The organism is Affinundibacterium danionis, assembly GCF_042432465.1.
In the GTDB taxonomy this organism is placed as follows: domain Bacteria; phylum Pseudomonadota; class Gammaproteobacteria; order Burkholderiales; family Burkholderiaceae_D; genus Undibacterium; species Undibacterium danionis.
In genome coordinates, this window is record NZ_JBHLXJ010000007.1 from 298622 (window position 1) to 324255 (window position 25634).

General features: G+C 45.3%; 20 protein-coding genes and 1 tRNA gene. 8 read left to right on the forward strand and 13 right to left on the reverse strand.

What is annotated here, in order from left to right:
* Window position 1: 1 nt before the first annotated feature.
* The 4 genes from ACFFJH_RS07025 to ACFFJH_RS07040 form a co-directional block, all read right to left on the reverse strand.
* A complete protein-coding gene (locus ACFFJH_RS07025; RefSeq protein WP_390211227.1) occupies window positions 2-274 on the reverse strand; it encodes a hypothetical protein in 273 nt (90 codons plus the stop codon).
* 91 nt (window positions 275-365) lie between these two features.
* Complete coding sequence (locus ACFFJH_RS07030; RefSeq protein ID WP_390211325.1) at window positions 366-1061, reverse strand: response regulator; 696 nt, start codon at window positions 1059-1061, stop codon at window positions 366-368.
* A 27-nt stretch (window positions 1062-1088) separates the two neighbouring features.
* Window positions 1089-2918 carry an ATP-binding protein gene (locus ACFFJH_RS07035; RefSeq protein WP_390211229.1) on the reverse strand — a complete coding sequence of 610 codons (1830 nt, stop codon included), beginning with the start codon at window positions 2916-2918 and terminating at the stop codon, window positions 1089-1091.
* Window positions 2919-3108: 190 nt separating this feature from the next.
* Window positions 3109-4209, reverse strand: a complete 1101-nt coding sequence (locus tag ACFFJH_RS07040; RefSeq protein WP_390211231.1) for a metallophosphoesterase — start codon at window positions 4207-4209, stop codon at window positions 3109-3111.
* A 357-nt stretch (window positions 4210-4566) separates the two neighbouring features.
* Between ACFFJH_RS07040 and ACFFJH_RS07045 the strand changes: the two genes are divergently transcribed.
* Window positions 4567-6312: a cation:proton antiporter domain-containing protein gene (locus ACFFJH_RS07045; RefSeq protein WP_390211234.1), complete on the forward strand. Its 1746-nt coding sequence runs from the start codon at window positions 4567-4569 to the stop codon at window positions 6310-6312.
* Between the two features lie 63 nt (window positions 6313-6375).
* Here the strand turns inward: ACFFJH_RS07045 and ACFFJH_RS07050 are convergent, their stop codons facing one another.
* The 8 genes from ACFFJH_RS07050 to ACFFJH_RS07085 all read right to left on the reverse strand — a co-directional run bounded on the left by ACFFJH_RS07050 (window position 6376) and on the right by ACFFJH_RS07085 (window position 14923).
* On the reverse strand, window positions 6376-7158 hold the full coding sequence (locus ACFFJH_RS07050) for an oxygen-binding di-iron domain-containing protein (RefSeq protein WP_390211236.1): 783 nt from the start codon (window positions 7156-7158) through the stop codon (window positions 6376-6378).
* Between the two features lie 222 nt (window positions 7159-7380).
* A complete protein-coding gene (ggt, locus tag ACFFJH_RS07055) occupies window positions 7381-9066 on the reverse strand; it encodes a gamma-glutamyltransferase (RefSeq protein ID WP_390211328.1) in 1686 nt (561 codons plus the stop codon).
* 414 nt (window positions 9067-9480) lie between these two features.
* On the reverse strand, window positions 9481-10068 hold the full coding sequence (locus ACFFJH_RS07060) for a 50S ribosomal protein L25/general stress protein Ctc (protein ID WP_390211239.1): 588 nt from the start codon (window positions 10066-10068) through the stop codon (window positions 9481-9483).
* 117 nt (window positions 10069-10185) lie between these two features.
* Window positions 10186-11142 carry a ribose-phosphate pyrophosphokinase gene (locus ACFFJH_RS07065; RefSeq protein ID WP_390211241.1) on the reverse strand — a complete coding sequence of 319 codons (957 nt, stop codon included), beginning with the start codon at window positions 11140-11142 and terminating at the stop codon, window positions 10186-10188.
* 148 nt (window positions 11143-11290) lie between these two features.
* Window positions 11291-11367: transfer RNA gene (locus ACFFJH_RS07070), tRNA-Gln, on the reverse strand.
* A gap of 98 nt (window positions 11368-11465) precedes the next feature.
* Entirely contained in the window at window positions 11466-12338 is an 873-nt protein-coding gene (ispE, locus tag ACFFJH_RS07075) for a 4-(cytidine 5'-diphospho)-2-C-methyl-D-erythritol kinase (protein ID WP_390211244.1), read from the reverse strand.
* Between the two features lie 98 nt (window positions 12339-12436).
* Window positions 12437-13060: a lipoprotein insertase outer membrane protein LolB gene (lolB, locus tag ACFFJH_RS07080; RefSeq protein WP_390211246.1), complete on the reverse strand. Its 624-nt coding sequence runs from the start codon at window positions 13058-13060 to the stop codon at window positions 12437-12439.
* Between the two features lie 60 nt (window positions 13061-13120).
* The gene (locus ACFFJH_RS07085; RefSeq protein ID WP_390211248.1) at window positions 13121-14923 is read right to left on the reverse strand and encodes a tetratricopeptide repeat protein; all 1803 of its coding nucleotides are present in this window, start codon (window positions 14921-14923) and stop codon (window positions 13121-13123) included.
* Between the two features lie 515 nt (window positions 14924-15438).
* On the opposite strand from ACFFJH_RS07085, the gene mutM reads away from it, so the two are divergent.
* The 7 genes from mutM (at window position 15439) to ACFFJH_RS07120 (ending at window position 24682) form a co-directional block, all read left to right on the forward strand.
* Complete coding sequence (mutM, locus tag ACFFJH_RS07090) at window positions 15439-16260, forward strand: bifunctional DNA-formamidopyrimidine glycosylase/DNA-(apurinic or apyrimidinic site) lyase (RefSeq protein WP_390211250.1); 822 nt, start codon at window positions 15439-15441, stop codon at window positions 16258-16260.
* 202 nt (window positions 16261-16462) lie between these two features.
* Window positions 16463-18388, forward strand: a complete 1926-nt coding sequence (locus ACFFJH_RS07095; protein WP_390211252.1) for a dynamin family protein — start codon at window positions 16463-16465, stop codon at window positions 18386-18388.
* A gap of 120 nt (window positions 18389-18508) precedes the next feature.
* Complete coding sequence (locus ACFFJH_RS07100; RefSeq protein WP_390211254.1) at window positions 18509-19564, forward strand: WD40/YVTN/BNR-like repeat-containing protein; 1056 nt, start codon at window positions 18509-18511, stop codon at window positions 19562-19564.
* Between the two features lie 51 nt (window positions 19565-19615).
* Window positions 19616-20875 carry an A/G-specific adenine glycosylase gene (gene mutY, locus ACFFJH_RS07105; protein WP_390211256.1) on the forward strand — a complete coding sequence of 420 codons (1260 nt, stop codon included), beginning with the start codon at window positions 19616-19618 and terminating at the stop codon, window positions 20873-20875.
* Between the two features lie 315 nt (window positions 20876-21190).
* Window positions 21191-22666, forward strand: a complete 1476-nt coding sequence (locus tag ACFFJH_RS07110; RefSeq protein ID WP_390211257.1) for an alpha/beta hydrolase — start codon at window positions 21191-21193, stop codon at window positions 22664-22666.
* A 1-nt stretch (window position 22667) separates the two neighbouring features.
* Window positions 22668-23522: an ABC transporter ATP-binding protein gene (locus ACFFJH_RS07115; protein ID WP_390211259.1), complete on the forward strand. Its 855-nt coding sequence runs from the start codon at window positions 22668-22670 to the stop codon at window positions 23520-23522.
* The gene (locus tag ACFFJH_RS07120) at window positions 23519-24682 is read left to right on the forward strand and encodes an ABC transporter permease (protein ID WP_390211261.1); all 1164 of its coding nucleotides are present in this window, start codon (window positions 23519-23521) and stop codon (window positions 24680-24682) included. Before ACFFJH_RS07115 ends, ACFFJH_RS07120 begins: the two co-directional genes overlap by 4 nt.
* Before the next feature lie 86 nt (window positions 24683-24768).
* Here ACFFJH_RS07120 and rapZ read toward each other — a convergent pair whose 3' ends face one another.
* The gene (gene rapZ / locus ACFFJH_RS07125; protein WP_390211263.1) at window positions 24769-25632 is read right to left on the reverse strand and encodes an RNase adapter RapZ; all 864 of its coding nucleotides are present in this window, start codon (window positions 25630-25632) and stop codon (window positions 24769-24771) included.
* Window positions 25633-25634: the final 2 nt, after the last annotated feature.

The window sequence follows — 25634 nt, forward strand, 5'->3', positions numbered from 1 at the left end:
TCTAATCTTCGTTTTTATCTGGAACAAACGTGATGATCTTGCCGACAAGCTGACACGTTCCACGAATCACTTTCTGTTCTTTGTTTAATACCCATGTAAATTTAGTACCTATGGCTTGGTTAGCGCAGGTGTCGTACACCTTTTGTGGGATTAAGATGGGCGGCGGTGGCGGGCAATTTTTTTCCCGTGAGTGGCAGGGATATTTGATGTCGAGATCTGTAGCGTTTGCTTGATAGTTTGTCAGTAATGCTAAAGAAAACAGTAGGGTTTTCATATTTGCTCCATAGAGTTGAAAAAATGTTGGTGCGACTATCCAACGCTAGAATTTTGCGTATCAACTATGGAGACATTATGTAGACGTAATATTAATCGTGATAATCGAAGCGATATCCTAGGCCATAAATAGAATGTATTGCTTGAATTTCTGGTAGAGCAAGCTCTAATTTTTTTCGCAAATTTTTGATGTGACTATCAATGGCACGGTCGGTCACGTTGAAGTTATCTTGACTCAGATGGTCTAATAGTTGTAGCCGAGAAAAGACTTGTCCCGGATGCGTGATAAAAGTTTTTAATATTAAATATTCGCTACGCGTGAGTTCGAGTATCTTCCCTTTTAAGGAGATGGCTTGTGCTGATTCATCCACGTAAAAACTGTTTGCCTGGGGTGTGCTTACAGCTGAATCTTTGTGTTCAGTGCGTCTCAGTATTGCCTTGATACGCGCCATCAATTCACGCGGGCTAAAGGGTTTGCATAAATAGTCGTCGGCACCCGCTTCTAGGCCGAGCAGGCGATCAACCTCTTCAACTTTGGCGGTCAGCATTAAAATCGGTACCTGAGAAAAACGACGAACCGCTTGGCAAACACTGAGCCCGTCTAGTCCTGGCAACATTAGATCGAGTACGATGAAATCGGGCATCTGTGCTTTGATGCGCTGTAACGCCGCTTCACCATCAGCGATAATATGCGCCCCATAGCCAGCGTGGCGGGCGTAATCCGCAATCAGTGCAGATAAATCATTTTCGTCCTCGACGATTAGTAGTTGTTTGGTCGCAGTGGGCATCATGTTGTAGCGAGTTTTAATGTTGAGCTAAGTTTTGGCCAAGTGAATAGTCACGCACAGACCATCCAAATCGGAATGCGAAAAATGGATGCTTCCGCCATGTGCCTCAATGATGCGGCGACATAGTGCGAGCCCGAGTCCAGAGCCACCGTGCTGGCGGTTACGCGAGCTCTCTGCGCGGAAGAAGCGCTCGCTTAAGCTTTTTAAGGCCTGTTCGGGGACGCCAGGCGCACTATCCTTGAGCGTGATGACGATGTGTGAGCTTGCGCCTTCTGATTTTTGTGTAATGTCGAGAGAAATATGGCCGCCTGCCGCGGTATAGCGCACACTATTTTCGAGCAAATTAATGAACACTTGGCGTAGACGTTCTGGATCTACTTTGAGGTAAATTTTGTCGTGGGCTTGGTTTTGATAAGTGGTCGTCAGTGTTAGCTGCGCGCTGACTAATTTTTCTGAAAAACTAGCGAGTACATCATCGATTAAATCATTCAAACAATATTCTTGAATTTGAAATACCTGTTCACCAATATCGGCTCGCGCTAAAGCGTACAAATCATCAATGAGTTTGTTGAGTGACATCACTTGACGTAATAGGAGCGCGATATTTTCTGGATTCGCAGTTCTAACCCCATCTTGCAGCGCTTCAATCTGCGCGCGCAGCACGGATACTGGGGTGCGTAATTCATGTGAAGTATCGGCCACCCATTGTTTGCGGCTGATTTCTGCTTGTTCTAGTTTTTCGGCTAAGGCGTTGAAACTCCGCGATAACTCACCCAATTCGTCGCTACGAGAAATGTGAAGTCTGGTGTCATAGTGGCCTTCGGAAAGTAGTTTTGCACCATTGGCCAAATGTTGTATTGGACGCCGAAAATGCATCGCCAACAAGCTGGCCGCTATCGCGCTTAATAACACGCTGAGTGCGCCTATCATGGCAATACTACGGCCATAACTCTGTAAAAAATCACTTGCGAATTGATCTGGCTGGGTCGTCGTTTTCTTGACTAGTAAATAGCCGATTTGTTCGCCATCAAGATACAGATAGCGAAAATTTTCTCCTAGAGGGTTATCCGGTAAACCTGCTAAATAACGTGAATCTCGATCAAGTAAAGTGATACGCAGATATAGGTCACCTTTTTCTATACCTGCGTTTTTCTTTGTGTTGTGGTCATTGCTAGCCTTGGGTGTTGTTGCCTTTGCTCTATTTGCTGTTGTTGTGGTGGAAACCGCTTCTTGAGCGCCCATAGGCGAGGGTAAAGGCGGTAGTGGTGGCGGTGGAGGTGGCTCCGGAGGGCTTGGCAGCGCAGGCGACGCCGGTGGTTTAGGAGGTCTAGCTGGTGCTATTGTTTTGTTGACTGTGTTAGAAATATTTGTATTGTGTGTGGTGGGCACTGACTCTGATGTTGACTCTATGCTTGCCTCCGATGCTGATTCCGGCATGAAAGTAAGATCTGGTAAAGGCGCAATTCTGTGTGGCGGAGGCGGTGGCAAACTGGGTAATTTGGCTGACTTGGTCTCTGCCAAGTTTGCAGCTGTCATTGTATTCGATGTTGATCCAGTCGCAGAGGCCCTGAGCTGAGCCTTGCGTTCGCGCTTTTGGTGTATACGCGTCAGTTCTTTGCCGAACCACAGTCGTTGTTCTTCGGGCGTCTTGGGTAAAAAAGACCAATCGTGGTTGACTCGGTATTGCGCACTTAATTCGTTCGAGACTTCATGTAAGCGATCTAAATCAATATTGGCCGCGTAGTCAGAAAAGTTAGAAATCACTTTTTCACTCATGACGAGCAGACTGACTAATGCGACGCTCAGGATTGAGAGTAGCACAGCAAAAAAAAGACGTAAGCCTATAGAGAATTTCACGGTCAATGTAGCCAGGTTCTAGCGCAGTAATAGTCGGTATTCATGAGCGCTGAGTGTAGTGTGACTCGATAAAATTGCCAAGCTTTAAGCGACGTTGTTGAGGCAAAAGATATTTTTGTGTGAACTAATTCTTTTTTTAATGTGCTTCACTTTATTTCCATTATTTCTCCACAATTAGAGATAATTTATTTTAATTATCGAGCGTTGTAGTCGTTGTGCTCTCCGGTATCGCTAGTTTTTCACCTTGCAAGCTGCCGCGTTGCCATCTCTCGTTTTCTATCAATAGAATTTCTCCCGATTTACCGCTTTTGATATCGCTATCTATTGAGATAATTTTTCCTTGGTAGTGCGACAGAATGCCGGACATCGTAGTGTGCCCAACGACTAAGCGTTTGACTTTAAGTGTTTGCAATAATTGTTCAAGTTCAAGAGCGGGTAATTGTGGTGCTTTGAAATAACCTCGATACCAGATCGGCCCTAAGCTGCCGTACAAGAAATTCAGTGTGTCTTGTTTTTTGATTTCACTTTTGGCTAAGCCTAATGAGTTGGCAAACTGTTGGTTAACCTCTGGTATGCTGAGTTTGAGTTTCAAGTAATCAGGGTGTAAACCAGCATGCATAAACAAACTGTCATTGATTTGTACGATGACAGGTTTATTTCTGAGCCAGCGTCCCAGTACCGTATCTGCGCCAAATAAATCTGGATAACTAACACCGAATTCCCGCGCTACTTTGACATATTTCTGATTCACGTAACGTAGATCATTGGCCATCACCATCGTTTCGTGATTGCCCAGCAAAACGTGTAATCGCCCTCCAGCGGCCTGAGCTTGCGCCTCTAGTCGATACAATAACCAAAGTGCTTCCGTGACTTGCGTTCCGCGATCAAGGATGTCGCCTGCGACCACTAAGTGACCGTCACCAAAACTCCAGTTCAGATCTTGCCCTATGATGCCGTGTGCTTGTAATAGGGTTTTCAGACTACCGTACTGACCGTGAATGTCGCTGAGCGCAGCAATTTTTTTTGCTTGATATTGGGCGCTGATGGTGTAGGTCGTATTAGCATCTTGCAGGACTATGCTGTTGGGAAATGCACAAACCGGATCTATGGTGACCTTTGTGGCTGTGGTATAGGTTTTCTCTACCAGCTTACCGTCGCATAACCAACGTGCTTCTATGCCGCTGCCTTGATAACGTGCATGCGGTCCGTCATCTTGTTGCCCCTGCGCGTATGCGCAGACGGTAGCAAAAGACAAAAGGGCTGAATAGAGTAGGCTTGGGATTAATTTCATTTTTTTGATAGGTATTTAAATTTTTCGACGAGCACAATAGTACGCCAAGCTAGGATGCCTGCGAGTGAAATGAAGTTCAATTTTCTTTAGATATTTTATGGGTGGATATTTTTAACTTAATGACCGTTATATTTTTGCGTTGTGACAATGTAAGCAATTAATCTGGTTTTATAATGAGCCTCCTTTAATCGAGCTAACGCGACGCTTTGCCGATGAGTTTTTTGGGACAGAAAAAATGCTCGCATTGCTAAATTCTAAGTTCGAGGATTCTGATCATCTTTTCTCATTCACTCACTTATTTACTTACTCATCTAGCTTCTTTCGTAGCAAATTTTTTTAACTGAATTGGAGTGACGCATGGAACATCAGTCTGGCCTGCCTTTTTTAAGAGAAGCCATACTCTTTTTGACGCTTGCCGGCATTCTCATTCCCTTGTTGCAGCGTTATAAGATTAATCAAGTATTAGGTTTTTTAACTATAGGCGTGGTGCTTGGGCCGTATGGAGTCGCACATTTTTCTGAACAGTTTCCGTGGTTAAAAGTCATCGCGTTTTCAGGCGATGAAGAGGTGCAATCTTTGGCAGAACTCGGTGTGATGTTCTTGATGTTTTTGATCGGTTTAGAATTATCGGTGGGACGTTTGTGGAGTTTGCGTCGCTGGGTGTTTTTAGGCGGTAGCGCGCAAGTTTTGTTGTGTGCCTTAATTATAGGTGGAATCACCTATGTCTCTGGGCATCGTTTGGAAATTGCTCTACTGCTTGGCTTAGTCTTTTCTTTCTCCTCAACCGCGATTGTGATGCAGCTCTTGACTCAGAAGCGGGAGATGCCAACGATGATGGGACAAGCCAGTTTTTCTATGTTGATGTTGCAGGATTTTGCGGTGGTGCCTTTATTGATTTTGGTGGATTTGTTGGCAAGCAAGGCGACTCAGAATTTGGGTATGGTAGTAGGTATGACTTTGCTTAAATCGATAGGTGCGGTGTTATTTATTTTCTTTGCAGGACGCCGCGTCGTTGCCCCTATCTTCCGCTACTTTGCGCGCCAGCGTCAGCCCGAAGTATTTATGGCTTTGACGCTACTGGTTGCGTTGGGTATCTCTAGTGCCACGGCGGCGGCTGGTTTATCGTTGGCCTTGGGCGCTTTTCTCGCCGGTTTATTATTGGCAGAGACCGAATATCGACATGAGGTCGAAGTCACCATAGAGCCGTTTAAAGGGCTCTTAATGGGATTGTTTTTTATGTCGGTTGGGATGGAAATTAATGTTGCGGCCTTTGCACAAAATTATCACTGGGTTTTGGCTGCTGTATGCGGTTTAGTGTTGATCAAGGCGACTGTGATTGCTTTGATTATGCGCCGAGGACAACTGACTTGGGGTAAAGCGATTGAGGGCGGTTTTTTATTGAGTCAAGGTGGCGAGTTTGCTTTTGTGATTATTGGTGTAGCGGCCTCCTCGAATATTTTAAGCCCGGCGCTGTCTCAATTTAGTTTGTTAATGGTGAGTATTAGTTTGCTTCTGACGCCGATGTTCGCCAAGCTCGGTCAGCAGCTAGGGCGAATGCTAGACGCAAAAATCCATGTCGATTCGGCGCATCAAACCAGTTTGCCGGATGAACTCAGTGGGCATGTCGTGATTGCTGGATTTGGTCGCGTTGGGCAATTACTCGCTGATATTTTGGACAAACAAGCTGTGGCCTATGTCGCGATTGAACACGATGCCCATGTCGTCGCGGGTTTGCGTAAAAGCGGACGCTCGGTATTTTATGGCAATGCGGCGCGTCCAGAATTACTGCGCAAAATGCATATGCAACATGCGGCTGCATTGTTGGTCACTATGGATCAACCTGCGGCTGCTATGCACGCGGTTAGAGCTGCGCGCAGCGAATATCCTGAGCTACCTATTTATGCTCGTTCGCGTGATGAATTTCATGCTCAGGAATTGCGTAGTGCCGGAGCGACTGCCGTTGTGTCTGAAACTTTAGAGGCCGGCTTGCAACTGTCCTTTTTCGCGCTGAATGCGCTTTCCATACCTGAAGGCGAGATTAATAACATCATTGATCATGAGCGCGAGTTGCGCGTTTCCATCAAGCACCCGCATAGCAAGTGACAGCCTTAATATTGGATGATTGTTTTTTTAAGATATGGCTCGAATAACTAGCTCTGTTCTAGTTTATACAGGGCGAAAACGATAGTGTTCTTGAGTGAATAAATCAATCCCGCATTGCAGGCTTTCTATCCAATCGAGAAAGGCAGGAATAGCTTCACCTGTCAGGTAGCGGCCATGCTGTGGGACTAGCATGGCGAGATCCATTTGGCGCACCATATTCACCCAAAAGCGACAAACTTTATTTGACACCATATAGCGTTTATGAAAGCCGCTCATCGTATGGAGCTGATCGTAAAATTCATCTTTACTGGCGATAGGTTTATGGATACTGTTGGCTTCTACCAGAGACGCGCCCATGTCGCCAGAAAAGAGAATTTTTGAGGTGCTGTCGTAGAATTGAAAATTACCTTCAGCATGTAGGAAATGGGCAGGTATCGCATACAGTGTCGAATGAGACATTCGTACCGGCATACCCTCGTCAGGAATACCAATAATCCGTCCATCCGCCCGATTTAAGTTGCAAAAATGCGGAACAAAGCGCGCCCATAATTGTGAAACGTATAAATGGCATTCGGTGCTGTATAACCACTTGTCGAGGGCGCCGATAATGTCCGGGTCTTGATGCGAGGCGAAGAGAAATTCTAAATTTTTCTTCGGTAAGTATTTTTGCATCGCTAAAGTTAGCGCGTTGTAGGTGATATTGCCGGAAGGGTCAATCAAGGCACCATGACCACCCGAGACGATCAAAAATTGATTCGCTTGTACTGCATCTTCTGTGGAGCCAGTGACTAGGTCATTGAACATGATGCAGCTATGCTTGCCATTATTAAAAAGTTCAATTGCCACGATGACTCCTGTTATTGATCACTAGAGTAAGTTTCTAAAGTTGATAGCTAAATTTTGGATATTAGGGATTCATTCTAATGGAAGTAAAAACTAAAAAGTTGATTTGGATTAAGTTTTTGCTGCGGCCACACAAGAAATATGTAGATGGATTGCACTCTCGATAACAAAAAAGCCCTGAAATATCAGGGCTTTTGTCGTTGCTTGAAGCTCATGTTTAAAAAATCAGTAACCTAAGGCACGCCCATCAGGATTGCGTGGATCGGCAAATGCTTCAAATCCCTCTTCGCCGATCTTGATGGTCTGGGTTCTACCCATGGATCGTCCTACAGAAAATTTGTGTCCTTTTTGCTTCAGGAGTTCTAGTGTATCAACGTTAAAGCCCCGTTCCAAACGAGTGATATCTGGTTCCCATTGATGATGTATGCGTGGTGCGATAGTGGCTTCCGCCGCGTTAAGTTGATGGTCAATGACATTTAAAATGATTTGCAAGGTCGTGGTGATAATTCGGCTACCTCCAGGGCTGCCTGTGACTAAGAACGGTTTGCCATCTTTGAGTACCATGGTCGGTGTCATGGAACTTAATGGACGTTTTTTGGCCGCAACTGCATTGGCCTCTCCACCAATCAGACCAAAGGCATTCGGCACACCTGCTTTAACCGAGAAATCATCCATTTCATTGTTCAAGGTAATCCCTGTCCCCGTCGCAACGATGCCACTGCCGAATAAAAGATTAAGTGTGTAAGTGGTGGCGACGACATTGCCGAATTTATCGGCCACCGAATAATGGGTGGTTTGATCGCTCTCGTAAGGTAAGGGTTTGCCAGGTTTGATTTGTGCAGATGGTGTGGCGCGGCTCAGGTCAATTTTTTTGACTAATTCGTCTGCATATTTCTTGGACGTTAAACCAAGGAGCGGGACCTTAACAAATTCGGGATCGCCCAAATATTCGGCTCTATCTGCATACGCTAGCTTCATCACCTCGGTCATGGTGTGAATAGTTTGTGCGCTATTTAACCCTTGTTGTCCTATGGGGAAATGTTCCAGCATATTCAACATTTGAATGATATGGACGCCGCCCGAACTAGGTGGTGGCATAGACACTACTTGATAGCCGCGATAGTTACCTTTTACTGCTTCTCGTTCTATCGCCTTGTAATGCTTCATATCGTCTGCACTAATCATGCCGCCGTGATTTTTCATCTCGGCCACAATTTTCTGTGCAATTATGCCTTCGTAGAATACTTTGGGACCATGCTGTGCAATGAGACGCAATGAGTTAGCGAGGTCTTTTTGTACTAGCTTTTCGCCTGCGCGCAGTGGCCTGTCGCCGTTGAAAAAGATAGCGCGACTAGACGGCCATTTACCTAATTGATTACGACTTGCTTCTAATAGCTGTGCCAGATAAGGCGTGACCTCGAATCCTTGTTCGGCCAATTTAATTGATGGTGCGATGAGATCTTTTAGAGGCAAGGTGCCATATTTACGTAAGGCCAGATCCAGTCCTGCGACCGTACCCGGAACACCTACCGCCAAGTGAGTGGATGTCGAGCTACCGGGAATAATTTTGCCATTCGCGTCCAAAAACATATCGCGATGAGCAAGGGCGGGGGCTAGCTCACGAAAATCGAGTGCAATGTCTTTGCCACTTTTTGCATCATGAATCAACATGAAACCACCACCACCAATATTTCCCGCATGCGGCAGGACAACCGCTAAAGCAAAACCAACGGCGACAGCCGCATCAACGGCATTGCCGCCGCGTTTCAAGACATCTAAACCGACTTGACTTGCCAGAACTTGTTCACTCGATACCATGCCGTGTTTGGCGCGTACCGGGCTAAGAATGTCATAGCTGGTGTCGTATTGAATTTGTGCGCCAGTTCCCTGTGCAAAGCTGCTATGGGCGATTAATCCAAATTGAGAAACTAGGATCGTGCTAACTATCGTTTTAGTAACTGTTTTACTAATAAGCGAAAAACGGATTTTTTTGAACGAGGACACTGTGCGTTTCCTTTAATAATGCAGGGCTCGGTGATGATGGTCCATCATGAAACTGGCTGAGCTTTTGTTATGAAGAAACTTAATTGTCGCTAACTATCAGCAATAAGTCGAGTCTTGATTTTCTAATTGTGAGGCACATAAAAATAAGGAAAGTCAATTAACTACGGATGGTTTTGGATGTGGTTGATGTGCTGACTTAGTTGGCGACTTAGTTTGCAACTTAATTAGCAACCTAATTAGCAACTTAGTGACGAGATTTATAGGTGAAAAAAAAGCCACCGGCGAGGGTGGCTTTTCAATTTAAAAGATAAATCTTTTAAATTATTTTGCTTCAGCTTCTGCAGAAGCTGCGCCAGCTGGTTTAACAGCGATAGCAACTGTTGCATCATCACCGTGTACTACAGCAGTAACGCCTTTTGGCAATTTCAATGCAGATACGTGTACGGATTGACCGGCTTCCAATTTGGACAGATCAACTTCGATGAATTCTGGCAAGTCTGCTGGCAAGCATTCTACGTCCAATTCAACTGCTACGTGGCTGATAACAGCTGCAGACAATTTAACCGCAGGAGAAACTTCTGCGTTAACAAAGTGCAGAGGTACTTTTACGTGGATCTTTTTGTTTGGATCAACGCGTTGGAAATCAGCGTGCAATACCAATTGTTTAAACGCGTGCATTTGGAAATCGCGCAACAATACTTTTTCTACTTTACCATCAACATCCATGTCGAGAATGGAAGAGTGGAATACTTCTTTTTTCAATGCATGGAACAATGCATTGTGATCCAAAGAGATATTCACTGCTGGCTCTGTACCACCGTAGATGATGCCAGGTGTTTGACCAGCATTACGCAGGCGGCGGCTCGCTCCAGTGCCCTGTTCTTTACGTGCAAATGCGACTACTTTCATTTTAATGCTCCAAAATAAGCAATGTTTTTCAAATTAACACTGCGTTGACTTTCCCGCGACCAGGAAAGTGAAAAAGCTGAAAAACATCGAAATGCTTTTCAGCCGAAAACGGTTTCTTTATTCAGAGAACAAAGAGATAACAGATTCGCCTTTTGTGATACGGCGGAAAGTTTCCGCTAACAGACTATCACATGACAATTGACGAATCTTAGGACAAGCCTGCGCAGCAGGTGACAGAGGAATAGTATCTGTCACTACTAACTCATCCAATGGTGAGCAATTGATGCGATCAATCGCTGGGCCAGATAAAACAGGATGCGTACAATATGCCAACACTTTTTTCGCACCACGTTCTTTTAATACTTCAGCTGCTTTGGTCAAAGTGCCAGCAGTATCAACCATGTCATCCATGATCACGCAGTTACGACCTTCAACTTCACCGATGATATTCATCACTTCGGATACATTGGCTTTTGGACGACGCTTATCAATAATTGCCAAATCACAACCTAAACGTTTTGCTAAAGCGCGCGCACGAACTACGCCGCCAACGTCAGGAGAAACGACTAATAAATCATCGTAATTCTTGGCAACCAAATCACCTAACAGGATCGGTGATGCATAAATATTATCGACTGGAATATCAAAGAAGCCTTGGATTTGATCAGCATGCAAATCCATAATCAACACGCGACCAACACCTGCTTCTTCCAACATATTCGCTACCACTTTGGCAGAAATCGCGACGCGAGCAGAGCGTGGACGGCGATCTTGACGTGCATAACCAAAATACGGAATAGCAGCAGTGATACGACCAGCAGAAGCGCGTTTTAATGCATCCACCATCAACATGATTTCCATCAAGTTGTCATTGGTTGGAGCACAAGTTGATTGCAATACGAAAACGTCTTTACCACGCACGTTTTCGTTGATTTCGACCATCACCTCGCCATCAGAAAACTTGGAAACGTCAGCCTTACCGAGACGAATGCCGAGTTGCTTCGCAACGCCTGCCGCTAAAGCAGGATTGGCATTACCGGTAAAGACCATCATGTTGTCGAGAGCGTGTGCCATGAGATCACCTAAGGGAATAAAAAAGCCACTTCAAGAGAACAATACTCAGCATCACGGTTGGAATTCTTGTTGTAATGATTACTGAAAATACTGCCGTAAAAACCGAAAAGCCGCCGCATCATTTGTATGCGGCGGCTTGGGAATTAAATGGCAGGGGAAAAAGGATTCGAACCTTTGCATGCCGGAATCAAAATCCGGTGCCTTAACCAGCTTGGCGATTCCCCTACACAACCGTTTATCAATTACTTATTTTGCCTTGATAATCAGCGAAGCCGCTATTTTATCTTGAAATCAGTAATCGACCAAATTTTTTATGCTGCAATCTATAAAATTATAGGATGTTGTTGCAATGCTTTAGCAATCCAAGATGTCCAGTGGTGAGGAACTTGTTGTAATACTTTTTTTGCTGCATCTTCATTTGGAAAAGCGCAAAAAACACAAGAACCTGATCCCGTCATCTTGGCATCACCCTGATTTATTTCATACTGCTTGAGCCAATTAATAGCGTTCGCAATTTCAGAATGTAAAGCACAAGCAACAGCTTGCAGATCATTTTTCCATTCAACTTTCGCTGCATTGGAAAAGTCCGTTATTCTGACGGGCTTCGTATCTCTTGTCAACTCCTTGGCAGAAAAAATAGTCGGTGTAGGTACGTGTACGCCTGGTTCTATCACGACAAACCACTTTACAGGTGTGGTGATCGCTTGCAGTTGTTCACCGATACCTTCCACAAAAGCATTTTGACCAAAGATGAAAAATGGCACATCCGCACCTAGTTGTAAGCCTAGCTGCATGAGTTGTGCTTGATCTAAACCACATTGCCATAAGTGATTTAATGCCATCAAGGTAGTCGCCGCATCAGATGAGCCGCCTCCGACTCCACCGCCCATGGGTAAATTTTTATGGAGGTAAATATCCGCACCATAAGTGCTCTTGCTATGACTTTGTAGCAAACGGGCAGCGCGAATCACTAAATCTGTTGGTTCGGGCACACCATCTATGTGATTCATTCTTTGAATGTGGCCATCGTCCCGCACCTGAAAATCAAGCGTGTCACACCGGTCGATTAGTTGAAATACGCTTTGTAATAGGTGGTAGCCGTCCTCCCGTCGGCCTGTGATGTGCAAAAACAAGTTTAGTTTTGCCGGCGCTGGACAGGCCAGCCATTGACGCTTGGTGAGTGATGAAGTGCTCATGTTAGATTGCAAATGAGGTGGGCTGAAAGAGAGCAGTTGGTGCTTGAGCGCAGTTAGTGCTTACGATGAATACTTAATTTAGTTTGAGGTGAGGCTGCTTACATAATAATGATAGCGATTTTCACCAGACCAAATTGTTCTGTCATTTTTTCAAGATCTATTCGCTTAGGGCGAATTTGCCCAGCGTCTTCCTGCCAATTAACAAAACGTAGTTGCCAGCCCTTAGACTGGAATTGAAAATTATCTTGCGCCGGAATGGCTACCGCGCTTTTATTGGCTTGCAAATCAAATCCTTGTAGCCAGGTTTTTAAATCATCAATAGGAATAGACCAGCCTAAATGGTCGACGAGTAACTGTTCAATATTGCTCGCATAGCGTGTTTCTTGTTTGGCTTGCTCCAGACTGGCGCTGCTTGGCGTCTGATGGAGCTTGGCGACCGTTTGACCCAGTGCAGAGCTGAGACTGATATGTAACTCGCTTGGTGTTTGTTGCCAATCATAGTTAAGGGTGACGCTTTGCTCTTTCTGATCTTCTTGATAGCGCAGCGATATACGTCCATTCCATTGCACATTTTCTTGCAAGTTGCGAGGCATTGCTGCTTGTTGCGGTGTGAGTGGCTTTGTGCTGCTGCAGGCGCTCAAAAGCGCGCAGTAAATCATCAGACACAGGCCGTATACGAGGCTGCGGTAATTGTTTTGTGGGCGCAAAGGAGCGATATTCATTACTGACCAGTCTTTCTTGTCATGCGTTTTTCTAGATGGGCTTATGAGTGTCAAAATAGCTTATGGTAGGCTTAGTTCTGGTCTTAATCCGAGTCGCTCCAGCGTAGATTTGAGTAGGCTATTTTTGCTGTCTTTTTTTTGCGCATCACTAAATAGCTGCATCGCTTCGGTTTTTTTGTCTTGTACCCACAGCACCTCCGCCAAATGCACTGCGACATCGACATCCTGGCGTAAGGCAAAAGAACTGCGTAAATACTGCTCAGCTTCAGGTAATTTTTTGAGTCGAAATTTCACCCAGCCCAAGCTATCTAAAATATAGGGATCATTCGGATTGAGTTGATTGGCAGCCTCTATCAATTGCTGAGCACTTTGTAGTTCGATATTTCTGTCAGCATAAGAATAGCCCAAGGCATTGTAGGCGAGTGCATTATTCGGTGCCATTTGGATGAGTTGTTTGAGCGCTGCTTCCATTTCTGGATATTGCTTTTGCGCTTCTGCCAGCATTGCGAAGTCGTAAATTAATTCGGTACTCCCTGGGTATTCACTTAAAGCTAATTGCAAGAGCACAAAGGCTTCTAAAGTTTGACCTGCATCCTTCATGATTTGCGCTTCGGTCTGCAATATCTGGATTTTTTCCGCGTCTTTTTCTGGCGTTACCGTTTGTAAGAATTTTCGCGCGTCGGTGTAGTGTCCATCGCTCGCAATCAATAAGGCACGTCGCATTTGTATCGCAAACCAAGCAGGATTTTTGCCTTCTTTACGTTCTACTTTGGCTAGCCATTGGTCGGCAGTTTTTTTGTCTTTTCTTTGCAAAGCAATTTGCGCTAAATTGACATAGACTGGACTGCTGTCATCATCTTCCGTTGCGCGTTTGAGGAAAGTATCGAAGTAGCTTTCTGCTTCATTGGTTTGCCCTAGCTCCATCGTGATCGCACCCAGTGTATACAAACTCTGAGTGCTGGATTCTCCCTTGCTTTCTTGCTCTCTTAACAGGATAAGAAATTCTTCCTTGGCAGTCGCCAATTGTTTGTTTTCAATGAGCATAGTGGCATACGCTAGGCGAACTTCTTTGGCTTGCGGCAGCCTTTGTAAATACGCAGCGACTAGCTGAAGACCCTCTTGTGGCTCCGAGGCTTGGGCTAAGGTGAGTATCGCTAATTCAGAATCTTCACGTAATTTGCTGGCCGCCTGTGCTTCACTTAAAGCACGCGCCCGGTCTTTATTGCGGTAAGCGCCGCGTGATAAGGCGATATGAGCATCGAATGAATCGGCGTAGGGCTGCAAAATAGTTTCTAAAGTTTTGAATGCTTGCTGCTGGTCTTGCATGCGCGCCAGCACTCTTTGTGCATGATAAATGAGCGCAATCTGATCGGCGCCATTACTAGTTTTTAGCTTTGGTGAAAATAACTTTTGGATGGCATCAAAATTATTTTGTATGACCATTAAGCTTAGATAATATTGTTCCGCTTCAGTCGAGTCGGGTGCTAGTTCTCGCCACAGACGCAAGGCTGCCATGGATTCATCCATTTGCTGCGCACCCATCGCTATTTCCATAGCGCGTTTCGCTAAGCGTGGGTCGCGTGTTTGCTGTGCGACTGACAGTATCGTGACAAAAGCGCTTTGCCACTCACCTCGTTGAACCGCTAATTCTGAAGTGGTTAATTTATAGAGAATATCTTTGCTTAACGCGACTTTGGGTAATGCTTGTTTGTCTTCAGTCAGCGTGTTGGCAGATGCCGGTTTGTTCTTAATGATGGTGGCACCGCTTTGGCGCGCGAATGCGGGAACGCTAGCTAATGTACCGCAGATCAGTGTCGCGATTAAGGATTGTAGTAGCAGACTTTTGGTGTGTGTGGTACTCAAGGGCCTGATAATTTGTCCTTTTATCTTGAATTGTGTGGAGTTGGTCTGTCTGGTGCGTGTTGTTGGCATAAGTCTAGGTACAATAGCCATAATGGGAGCTTGAGTGAGAAACAAATTCTTCAATGCTATTCCTTTGTTGAAACTACCAATCATCATTGTTTGACGATAGTTGGTCTGAGCGGGCTTACTAAATTGGGCGTACAACTTTGAGCTGACAAGGTCTTGGATATTGCAGTTTGATTTTACGCTGGTTTCTAAGCGAACTTATGGCAAATTGTATCAGTCATAGCTGAGTCCGCCGAACTTTGTAACAAGGCGCAATAATGAAAGCTAAGTACTTAGCTTGGGACTTAATATGTTTTTTAAAGTACGCGCGGCTATTGAATGGACAATGATTGGATACTAAGTGGACATCGATAGGACACTGATTAGGATTTAACTTGACCTTTTGTTTGGCGATGCGTATACAAACTGCCTACAAATTGACGCTTACATGACATTTAAACGAGTTTTACATGCCTGAATTACCAGAAGTTGAAGTCACACGATTAGGACTAGCTCCGCATATAGAAGGCACAGTCGTCACCGATCTTATCTTGCGGCGCGAAGGCCTCCGTTGGCCTTTTCCACCACAATTGAAAGAAAAAATAGTGGGACAGCGTTTGCAAAAGACGGGGCGGCGAGGTAAATACCTTTTGTTACATTTCGCGACTGGAACGGTATTGGTTCATCTGGGGATGACTGGCAATTTACGAGTGATGCCAACGGGGACCCCTGCACAAAAACATGATCATGTGGATATCGTATTGGGAACTCAATTAATACGTTTGACTGATCCGCGTCGTTTTGGTGCGATGTTGTGGCATGATGCCGCCGACGGAGCGATTGAATCCCATTTGCTATTGCGTCACTTGGGGGTAGAGCCACTACAAGACGGATTTGATGCTCAATTGTTATTTAAACAGACACGTCAGCGCAGCGCAGCCATCAAACAAGTTTTGTTAGCGGGCGATATTGTGGTCGGTGTGGGAAATATTTATGCATCGGAGAGCTTGTTTCAAGCTGGAATTAATCCTAAGACCGCGGCTAATCGTATTAGTCTTAAGCGATATCAGTCACTAGTGATAGCGATACGACAAATTTTGGCGGCTGCTATTGTGCAAGGTGGTAGCACTCTGAAGGATTTTGTTGGTGCTGATGGCAAAACTGGGTATTTTCAACAGAATTATTTCGTTTATGATCGCGCTGGGGAGCCCTGCCGTGTTTGTCAAGGAATAATTAGACACATAAAGCAAGGGCAAAGGAGCAGCTTTTATTGTGTAAATTGTCAAAAATGAGCCAGAATACGACTTTCTTTGCGGCATTGTGGTAAAAGTCATGATTATGCGCTGTATTGTTATGACTGATGAAATATGAAATATGAAATAGCCATAGGATAAGTAGATGAATGAATAATGTCCTTTGCTATAGAAAATGTGCGAACAAGTAGTCGCGAGATGAGCGCTAATAAAGCGTTACAAGAAAAATTTTGAGGATGATATGAGTAATTTGGTTCAGAACTTCCAGGAATACAGTGGCTGGCGTAAAGACGTGGCACAGGCCATAGAACAGTACCGCGCTTGGATTGCTGGATCTGATTTTGCTGATAGTGCCCTTGATCAAAAAATCGCGCGTTTAAAAGAGCGTTTAGTCGATGATAAATTGACTATCGCTTTTGTGGCCGAATTTTCACGCGGCAAATCAGAATTAATTAATGCAATCTTTTTTGCTGACTACGGGCAAAGGATATTGCCGTCTTCTGCTGGTCGTACCACCATGTGTCCGACCGAATTAATGTATGACGAAACCATTCCACCTTGCATACGTTTGCTGCCGATAGAAACGCGCAGTGAAACGCTAAGTACCACTGAATATAAAGGCCATCATCATATCTGGACAGTCTTGCCACTTGATCCGAAGTCGGGCGATGGTATGTTGGAAGCTTTTAAACAAGTCAGTTTGACTAAAAAAGTGACGAAAGAAGTCGCCAAATCCTATGGTTTGTATGATGAAACCGATCCCGATGCGGCATTAGAAGTTGACGAAGATGGCTTGGTCGAAATTTCTCAATGGCGTCATGCGATTGTTAATTTTCCGCATCCATTGTTAAAGCAAGGTTTGATTATCGTTGATACGCCGGGTTTAAATGCGATTGGTACTGAGCCAGAATTGACCTTAAATTTGATCCCAAATGCGCATGCAGTTTTATTTATTTTGGCGGCGGATACTGGCGTTACCAAGAGCGATATTGATGTCTGGCGCAACCATATTGGTGGTGGCCCGGGACGCATGGTGGTCTTGAATAAAATCGACAGTATGTGGGATGAATTGCGCACGGTCGAGGAGGTAGAGTCTCAAATTCAGCACCAAATTGAGACAGTTTCTCATAATTTATCGATAGAAGAGAATCAGGTTTTCCCCATTTCTGCGCAAAAAGGTTTGGTCGCGAAAATCAATAAAGACGCGCCATTATTAGCGAAAAGTCGTTTGCCAAAATTGGAATACGCGCTCTCTAAAGAATTAATTCCGTCTAAGAAAAATATTATTCGCACTCAGCTCAGCAACGACATCCAAGAGATCGCAGACGGCCAGCATGCCATCATCGTGGCTCGCGCTCGTGGCGTTAATGAACAATTGCATGAGCTCAAGAGCTTGCGTGGTAAAAATCAGAATGTGGTGGAACACATGATGAAGCGTGTCACGATGGAAAAGCAGGAATTCGATGCCAGCTTAATTAAGATGCAAGGTACGCGTGCCGTATTTACCCGTCTCTCTACCGAGGTTTACACTACCCTGGGCATGGATATGTTGAAGGCTGAAATTTCGACGGCGCGTGAAGCGATGGAGAAGAGTAAATTCTCTCTGGGTTTAAAAGAAGCGATTAAAGACTTTTTTGAACAAGTTAAATTGAATTTGACGGCATCTAATCGTAAGACGGATGAGATATCAGAAATGATGTCCATCATGTACCGCAAATTTTCTACCGAACATGGTTTAGCCTTGACTTCGCCTATGCCATTTTCTCTGGATAAATACATACAGGAAATCAGCGCGATTGAGCAGGTTTTTCAAAGACAATTTAGCACCATCACTTTGATGACGACTTCGCAAAAAGTATTGATGCAAAAGTTTTTTGATTCGATTTCTGCGCGGGTTAAACAAAGTTTTTCGCAAGCAAACCGTGATGTAGAAGCCTGGCAAAAAGTGGTGATGGCACCGATAGAAGCACAAATCCGCGAACACAAAAATCAATTAAAAAACCGTATGCAATCGATACAGCGTATTCACGTTGCTACTGATAGTTTGGAAGAGAAAATTGCCAGCTTTGAAAACATGCATGCTGAAGTCGAAGTGCAGAAAAAGACCTTAGAGGAATTGCGCAATAACATCAACAAGGCATTGGCTTCCGAGATGAGTGCGGTGTAAGCTGACCGTCAATTATTTGCGGAAAATTTGTAGTTCAATTTGACAGACGCTTGGTTCATCATGACCAGCGTCTTTTCTATTTGGAATAAAAGAAAAATGACATCAAATTCAAGAAAAAAAATGCAGCAAATCGCGGTTGCGATCACATGTCTGGCGCTTAGTTGGTCTGCTTTTGCGCAAGAGGTTTGGAAAAAAATTGACAGTGGCGTCACCGTAGAGCTGCGCGGGCTTTCCGTGGTGAATCGGCATGTCGCCTGGGCCAGTGGTGCCAAAGGAACCGTATTGCGCACGGTGGATGGTGAGAGCTGGGAAAATGTGTCTATAGCGAACAAGATGCCAGAGGCGGCGGCTTTAGATTTCCGCGATATTCAAGGTATTGATAAATTTACCGCCATCGCGATGAGCGCAGGCCCAGGCAAAGCCTCGACCATTTACAAAACGGTTGATGGTGGTGCCAATTGGGAACTGATGACCGTGAATGGCGATGCGAGTGGATTTTGGGATGCGATTGATTTTTGGGATGCCCAAAACGGTGTGATTTTCGGTGACCCTATCAATGGTCAATTTCAAGTATTGATCACTCATGATGGTGGCAAAACTTGGCAAAACGCGGCGCGTGATTTGAACCAATTAAAGGCTTTAGCGAACGAAGGTGCTTTTGCTGCGAGCGGCACTTGTATTGCGGTTTATGGCAAACAGGATGTCTGGTTCGCTACTGGCGGGGCGGAAAAAACTCGCGTATTTCATTCCGCTGATCGCGGTCAAACTTGGAGCGTAGCCGAGACAGCAATACCCGCCGCCGCGCCACCGAAAGGTTTATTTTCTGTCGCGTTTTCCAATGGACAAACTGGCTTTGCTGTCGGTGGCGATTATCAAAAGGCGAAAGGTGAAACCCTCAATGCGGTAGTCAGCCATGATGGCGGTAAAACTTGGAATGCAAATCCAGCATTGCCTATGGGATTTTTATCGGTAGTGATGGCCGTACCCGGACAAAGTGATACCTTTGTTGTGGGTGGATTGGCCGGTTCTGGCTTCACCAATGATGCGGGCAAAACTTGGGAAGTATTGGGTGACACGCCGCTGAACGCACTTGGTTTTGCTGATGCTTTACATGGTTGGGCGGTCGGACCTAAGGGCTTGGTGATGAAGTACGCTGGTAAGCGTCTGGCGAAGTAGGCTAATGTAAAACCAAAAAGCTAAATTGAATTCGAATCGAATTGTGGTTACATGAAAAAAGCATTAACGAAGTCTGATGGTAGGCAAGATGAGAAGCGTGTCAAAAAAGTGATTCGTATCAATCAGGCAGTACAAGAAGAATCACCGTATTACGATCCCAGCTTTTCAAATGCGGTGATCACTTGGCAAAAGCAGCATGGGCGCCATAGCCTACCGTGGCAACAGACCAATGACGCTTACCGCGTTTGGTTGTCTGAAATCATGCTGCAACAAACTCAGGTTACGACGGTCATTCCTTATTACCAGCGATTTTTAGAAAATTTCCCCACCGTGCATGATTTAGCTGCGGCGCCAAGCGAACAGGTTATGGCCTTGTGGGCTGGTTTGGGCTATTACACGCGAGCGCGTAATTTGCATCAATGCGCTAAACAGGTCGTGGAAAAATATCAGGGCCATTTTCCTGATGATCCTGCCTTGTTGCAAGAGTTGCCTGGTATCGGTCGTTCCACGGCGGCGGCGGTGGCTGCGTTTTCTTACGGTACTTTGGCTGCGATTCTTGATGGCAATGTTAAGCGTGTCTTTGCTCGCGTATTTGGCATAGAAGGTTTTCCCGGCGCCAAACCTGTAGAAGATGATTTATGGTTGCGGGCGAATGCTTTGTTGCCTAAGCAGGATATTCAATCTTATACGCAAGGCCTGATGGATTTGGGGGCTACCTTATGTACTCGCAGTAGCCCAGCTTGCCAGCGTTGCCCCTTGCAAGCAGTGTGCGTGGCGCATGCTACGCACCGTACGGCTGAATTGCCTGTGCGTAAACCGAAGCGCGAACAAAAAGAAAAACATACGGTGCTTCTAGTCTTAGAACACGAGGGTGAAATTTTGTTGGAACAAAGGCCAGATAGTGGTATTTGGGGTGGCTTGTTGTCTTTACCTGAGCTTGATGGTATGCAAGCGGGTGATGGTAAAGCGCTAGCGCCAGATTTGTTTCAAGCGCATGAGATGAACGAAACGAATGACATAAATGACACGAATGGCGAGTCCCGCTTGTTGGCAGATCCTTCTCTGCTACGTTTGGAACAACGCGTGGTGGAATCTGTGCAACGCTTTGGTGATATTGCGTCATCGACGGATTTACCCGAGCTGACGCATGGTTTTACTCATTTTAAATTGTATATACGCCCCCTACATTTTCGCTTATCGCAACGCTTTCATTTTGTTGGTGAACAAAATGTCGCATGGTATCCCTTAGCTCAAATGGAGCAGACGGCTTTACCGGCTCCTGTGAAAGCACTTTTGCTAAGCTTAAAGTGAGATTAGTTTTGCTCAAATTTTGGATAATTTTTGCTTAATTGGGGGCTCGCTTTTAGTTCATGTGGTGTTTTCTAACGCATCGGCAAAAAGCGCGAGACATTAATTCAATCTGAAACTCCGTCTCGAACTTAGCCTCGTACTTAGTCTAAGACTTAATTGAGAACTTAAGCTCAATCTGAATTCATTCCTGATTTTTCGTACTTCGTCACGCGTGTTCGGATTTGGTCACATTTGCACATTTTTCTTATACTTATCGCTAGAATGACGCTCTGTTGTTAGAGTCATTTTTCCGAATTTGTAGCTAAGGAGTGTATCTTGATCAATCCAGCATTTAGACGCGTACTTTGTCTTTCCGCTTTGAGTTTGTCAGCCTATGGGCAGTCCGCTCTGGCCGACACTAAGCCTTGCCGTATTTCTAGTTTTCCACAGGAGGTGCGATGTGGACAAATACAGAGAGCACTTGATCCAGCAAAACCAGATGGTAAAAAAATCGACGTGCATTATGTCGTGCTGCCATCCAAAGATAGAAATAAATTACCCGACGCCGTATTTTTATTAGCCGGTGGTCCAGGCCAAAGTGCGGTCGAAGCAGCGGGTTTTGGTGATGCTGTTTTGGGTAAGCTCAATCGTCGTCGCGATCTAGTATTTGTTGATCAACGTGGCACTGGGAAAAGCGCTCCTTTGCGTTGTACTGAATTAGAAGCGAGCGAGAAGATTCTCGATAAAGAGGGGGCCTTGAAATTGACGCAGGCTTGTATGCAAAGTTTGCAGAAATTGCCTCATGGTGATTTGCGATTCTATAGCACGAGTATCGCCGTTCAAGATTTAGAAGCCATTCGTGTTGCGCAAAATTACAGTGCGGTTAATTTGGTCGGTGCATCTTACGGTACGCGCGTAGGCTTGGAATATTTACGTCAATTTCCTCAATCAGTGCGCCGTTTGGTGATCGATGGTGTGGTACCACCCGATCTGAATTTATTGGCATCTGATGCTAAGCCAGCCTTAGACGGCGTGTTTGCAGATTGCTTGAAAAATACGCGTTGTAATGCCGCTTATCCTGATTTGGCCGGCACGTGGAAACGACTGTTGAGCAATACGCCGCGTCAATTTACTTTTACAAATTCACGTACCCTCAGCACTGTCAGTACCAAAATACTGAGCGATGATTTGATTGGTATGGTGTTTAAAGCTTTGTATTCACCGACCATGACAGCCGCTTTGCCGTATGCCATTACGCAAGCAGAAAAAGGAAAGCTCGATCCTTTATTAAGTTTGAGTGGTAGCTTTAATCAAGCTGGACCTGGCGGTTTAACCATGGGCATGCATTATTCAGTTTGGTGTAGCGAAGCCTATGCAAAGCCACGTGCAGCAAGCGCGAGCAATGATGAATTTACCGCCAGAATGGGGGAGATGTATGACAAAGTTTGTGCCAATTGGCCGCGCGCAGACATCCCCAAAGAATTCTTTACAACGCCCGTTTCTAAGTCACCAGTATTGCTCTTGAGTGGCGGGATTGATCCAGTGACGCCTACCCGTAATGGCGAGCAAATGACCAAAGCACTCGGTAGCAAAGCTCGTCATATCAGCGTGGACAATTTGGGACATGGTGTACTCATGTATGGTTGTGTGCGCGAGCTTGTCGATAAGTTTCTCGCTGCGAAGAGCGATGATGAGGCGTTAAAAGTGGATGCGAGTTGTGTCCGTCAAATTCCACGGCCATTGGTTTGGTTACCACCAGTATCAAGTAACGATAGCGCGGCCACGGCCGAAGCGAAGAAAGCAGGAGAATAAGATGATTATTGTAGAAGACTTACACAAAGAATTTGTCAAATTAGGTAAGCCTAAATTTGGTATTGGTGTGCGTAGTTCCGAAAAAGTGAAGGCAGTGAATGGCGTCAGTTTTACGGCACAAGATGGCGCGATTTTAGGTTTGCTTGGCGCCAATGGCGCAGGTAAAACGACTAGCCTGCGTATGGTTGCATCGATGTTAAAAATGGATAGCGGCTCTATCAAGATAGATGAGGTGCAAGTCAAAGAAGGGCAAATGGCGTCACAAGCGCGCCTCGGTATTTTGTCGGATGCTCGTGGTTTGTATCCACGCCTGACTGCCCGTGAAAATATACAGTACTACGGCAAGCTACACGGCATGGATAAAGCCTTGATAGAAAAACGTACGGATCAGTTAGCGCATTGGTTGGAGATTCATAAGTTGCTAGAGCGTAGAACTGAGGGTTTTAGTCAAGGAGAGAGAATGAAGATCGCCTTGGCGCGCGCTTTGATACACGATCCTAAAAACATTATTTTGGATGAGCCAACCAATGGCTTGGACGTGGTTGCAACTCGTGCGTTGCGTGAATTTTTGCGCTGGTTAAGAACACCTGAAGGTGGCGGCAAATGCATCGTCTTTTCCACTCATATCATGCAAGAAGTGGAGCGTTTGTGTGACACAGTCGTGATCGTGGCGCAAGGCAGAACCGTGGCTTCTGGCACCGTCTCTGAGTTGATGTTGCAGGCGCAGGAAAATGATTTTGAAGACGCCTTCGTCAAATTGGCGTTCTTAGACAAGCAGCAATCCAATACTGCCGATTCTGCGAAAGCAAGTACCAGCAACGCGGCAGCAACATTGAAGCAAGGGAGTTTGGCATGAGAGAAATATTAGCGATTTATTGGAAAGAAATTTCTGATGCGATGCGTGATCGTCGCACTCTAATGATGGTATTGGCGAGCTCATTGCTTTTGGTGCCAGTGTTGTTGTTTGTGTTCTCTACCGTAATGTCGCAGGTTGAATCTCAGGCAGTTGATCGTACCGTGATGGCAGTGAATATGAAAGATGCACCAGGCCTAGAAAATTACATCTTGCGCCAAGGCTATCAAATTAAACAAGCGCCTGCCGACTATGAAGAAAAGTCGCGCAATAAGGAATTGACTAAACCCGTTTTACTGATCCCCGAGAACTTTGAAAACAGCTTGGCGCAAGTTAAACGCGTTGAATTAGAAATCGCCTATGACACGTCGAATCGTCAGGCTGAGATGGGCTTGGGGCCGCTGCGTCGCTTATTGAATGGTTATGTGCAAGAGCGTAGTGGTTTGGATTTGATGATGCGCGGTATTTCGCCTGATCTGCTACAAACGATCACGGTGAAGGAACGTCATATTAGTCGTCCTGATGAGCGCAAGGTGACGATTACCGGTATGTTGCCTATGGTCTTGATCATGGCGATTGTGATGGGTGGGATGTTTGCCGCGATTGACAGCACGGCGGGTGAACGTGAACGTGGTTCACTGGAGCCTTTGATGATGAACCCTGTCTCTGGCTTGCAATTAGCGGTAGGTAAAACAGCGGCGGTGGCTTCGGTCAGTGTTTTGATTGTAATTTTGACCGTGTCTAGTTTCTTCCCCGCGCAATCCGTAATTGCGAATGAAGCCTTACGTGCCGAGTTTCAGTTTGGTGTAAAAGATGCCTTGGCATTTTTGGTGGTATTGCTGCCTTTAGCAGCAGCACTATCGTCTTTGCAGGTGGCATTGTCGCTGACATGCAAAACCTTTAAAGAAGCCAATGTACGTAATCAGTTATTGAGTTTGACAGTGTCGTTCTTGCCCTTATTCTTTATTTTAAATCCGGGTAAAGAACCTGCGTGGTTGGGCTGGGTGCCCGTTATGGCGCAAACACAAATGATGAATCAAGTGTTGAAAGGTGAATTGGTCAGCCTGAACTCGATTGCCATTGCTTTGCTAGTATGCACTGGGATAGTGATTGCGAGTCTGTCGTTCGTTTCTAAGAAAATGCGTCAGGTCGTGATGGAGTAAATACTGTTATGTAGCATGATGCAAAACTGCCGTTCAGCTAAATGTTGAAAAATGCTGAACGGCTTTTTTGATTTTAGGATTAGACATTAGTGTGTTTGGCGATGTCGTATTAAAACCTTTTCGGTTTGTTGAAAATGTTTCGCTAGTTTCTCTACCATGTACACAGAACGATGTTGCCCACCTGTGCAACCTATGCCTATCGTTAAATAGCTGCGATTATCGTGTTTGAATGAAGGTAACCATTTTTCGATAAAGCGGCGAATGTCCGTATATAGATCCTGTGCCATTGGTTGCGCTTCGAGAAAATCAATGACCGCTTGATCGCGACCGGTCAGCGGTCGCAAGGCGTGGTCGTAATGCGGATTGGGCAGTATCCTGACGTCAAACACAAAATCGATATCGAGTGGAACGCCGACTTTAAAGGCGAAGGATTCAAACATTAATATCAGCGGTGCTTGTTCAACACCTATCTCATCCTTAATCCAATTACGTAGCGTATTGGCGCTTAAGTAAGAGGTGTCAATTACGTGACCGAGAAACTGTAAAGGTTCTAGTAATTCACGTTCTTTCGCGATGCATTCAGTCAGACTTAAAGGCTGGCAGGTGAATTGCTGTTGTTGTAAATGATGAGATAGGGGATGGCTGCGTCGTGTTTCTGAAAAACGAGCGATCAGCGTTTCTGAGCTCGCTGTCAAAAACAGCACTTTTAATTCATGTCCCGCTGCGCGTAGCTTTTGTATATTGGCAGGCATGGATTGCAGTTGTTGAATACTGCGCGAATCAATCGCGATAGCGACGTTGTTGACACCTTCTGCTTGCAAAGTGCTGAGTAATTCGATAAGCAGGCTGGGTGGTAAATTATCTACGCAATAAAAGCCGGCATCCTCTATGACATTCAATGCAACCGATTTGCCCGAACCGGAGATGCCTGAAATTAATAAGATCTGCATAA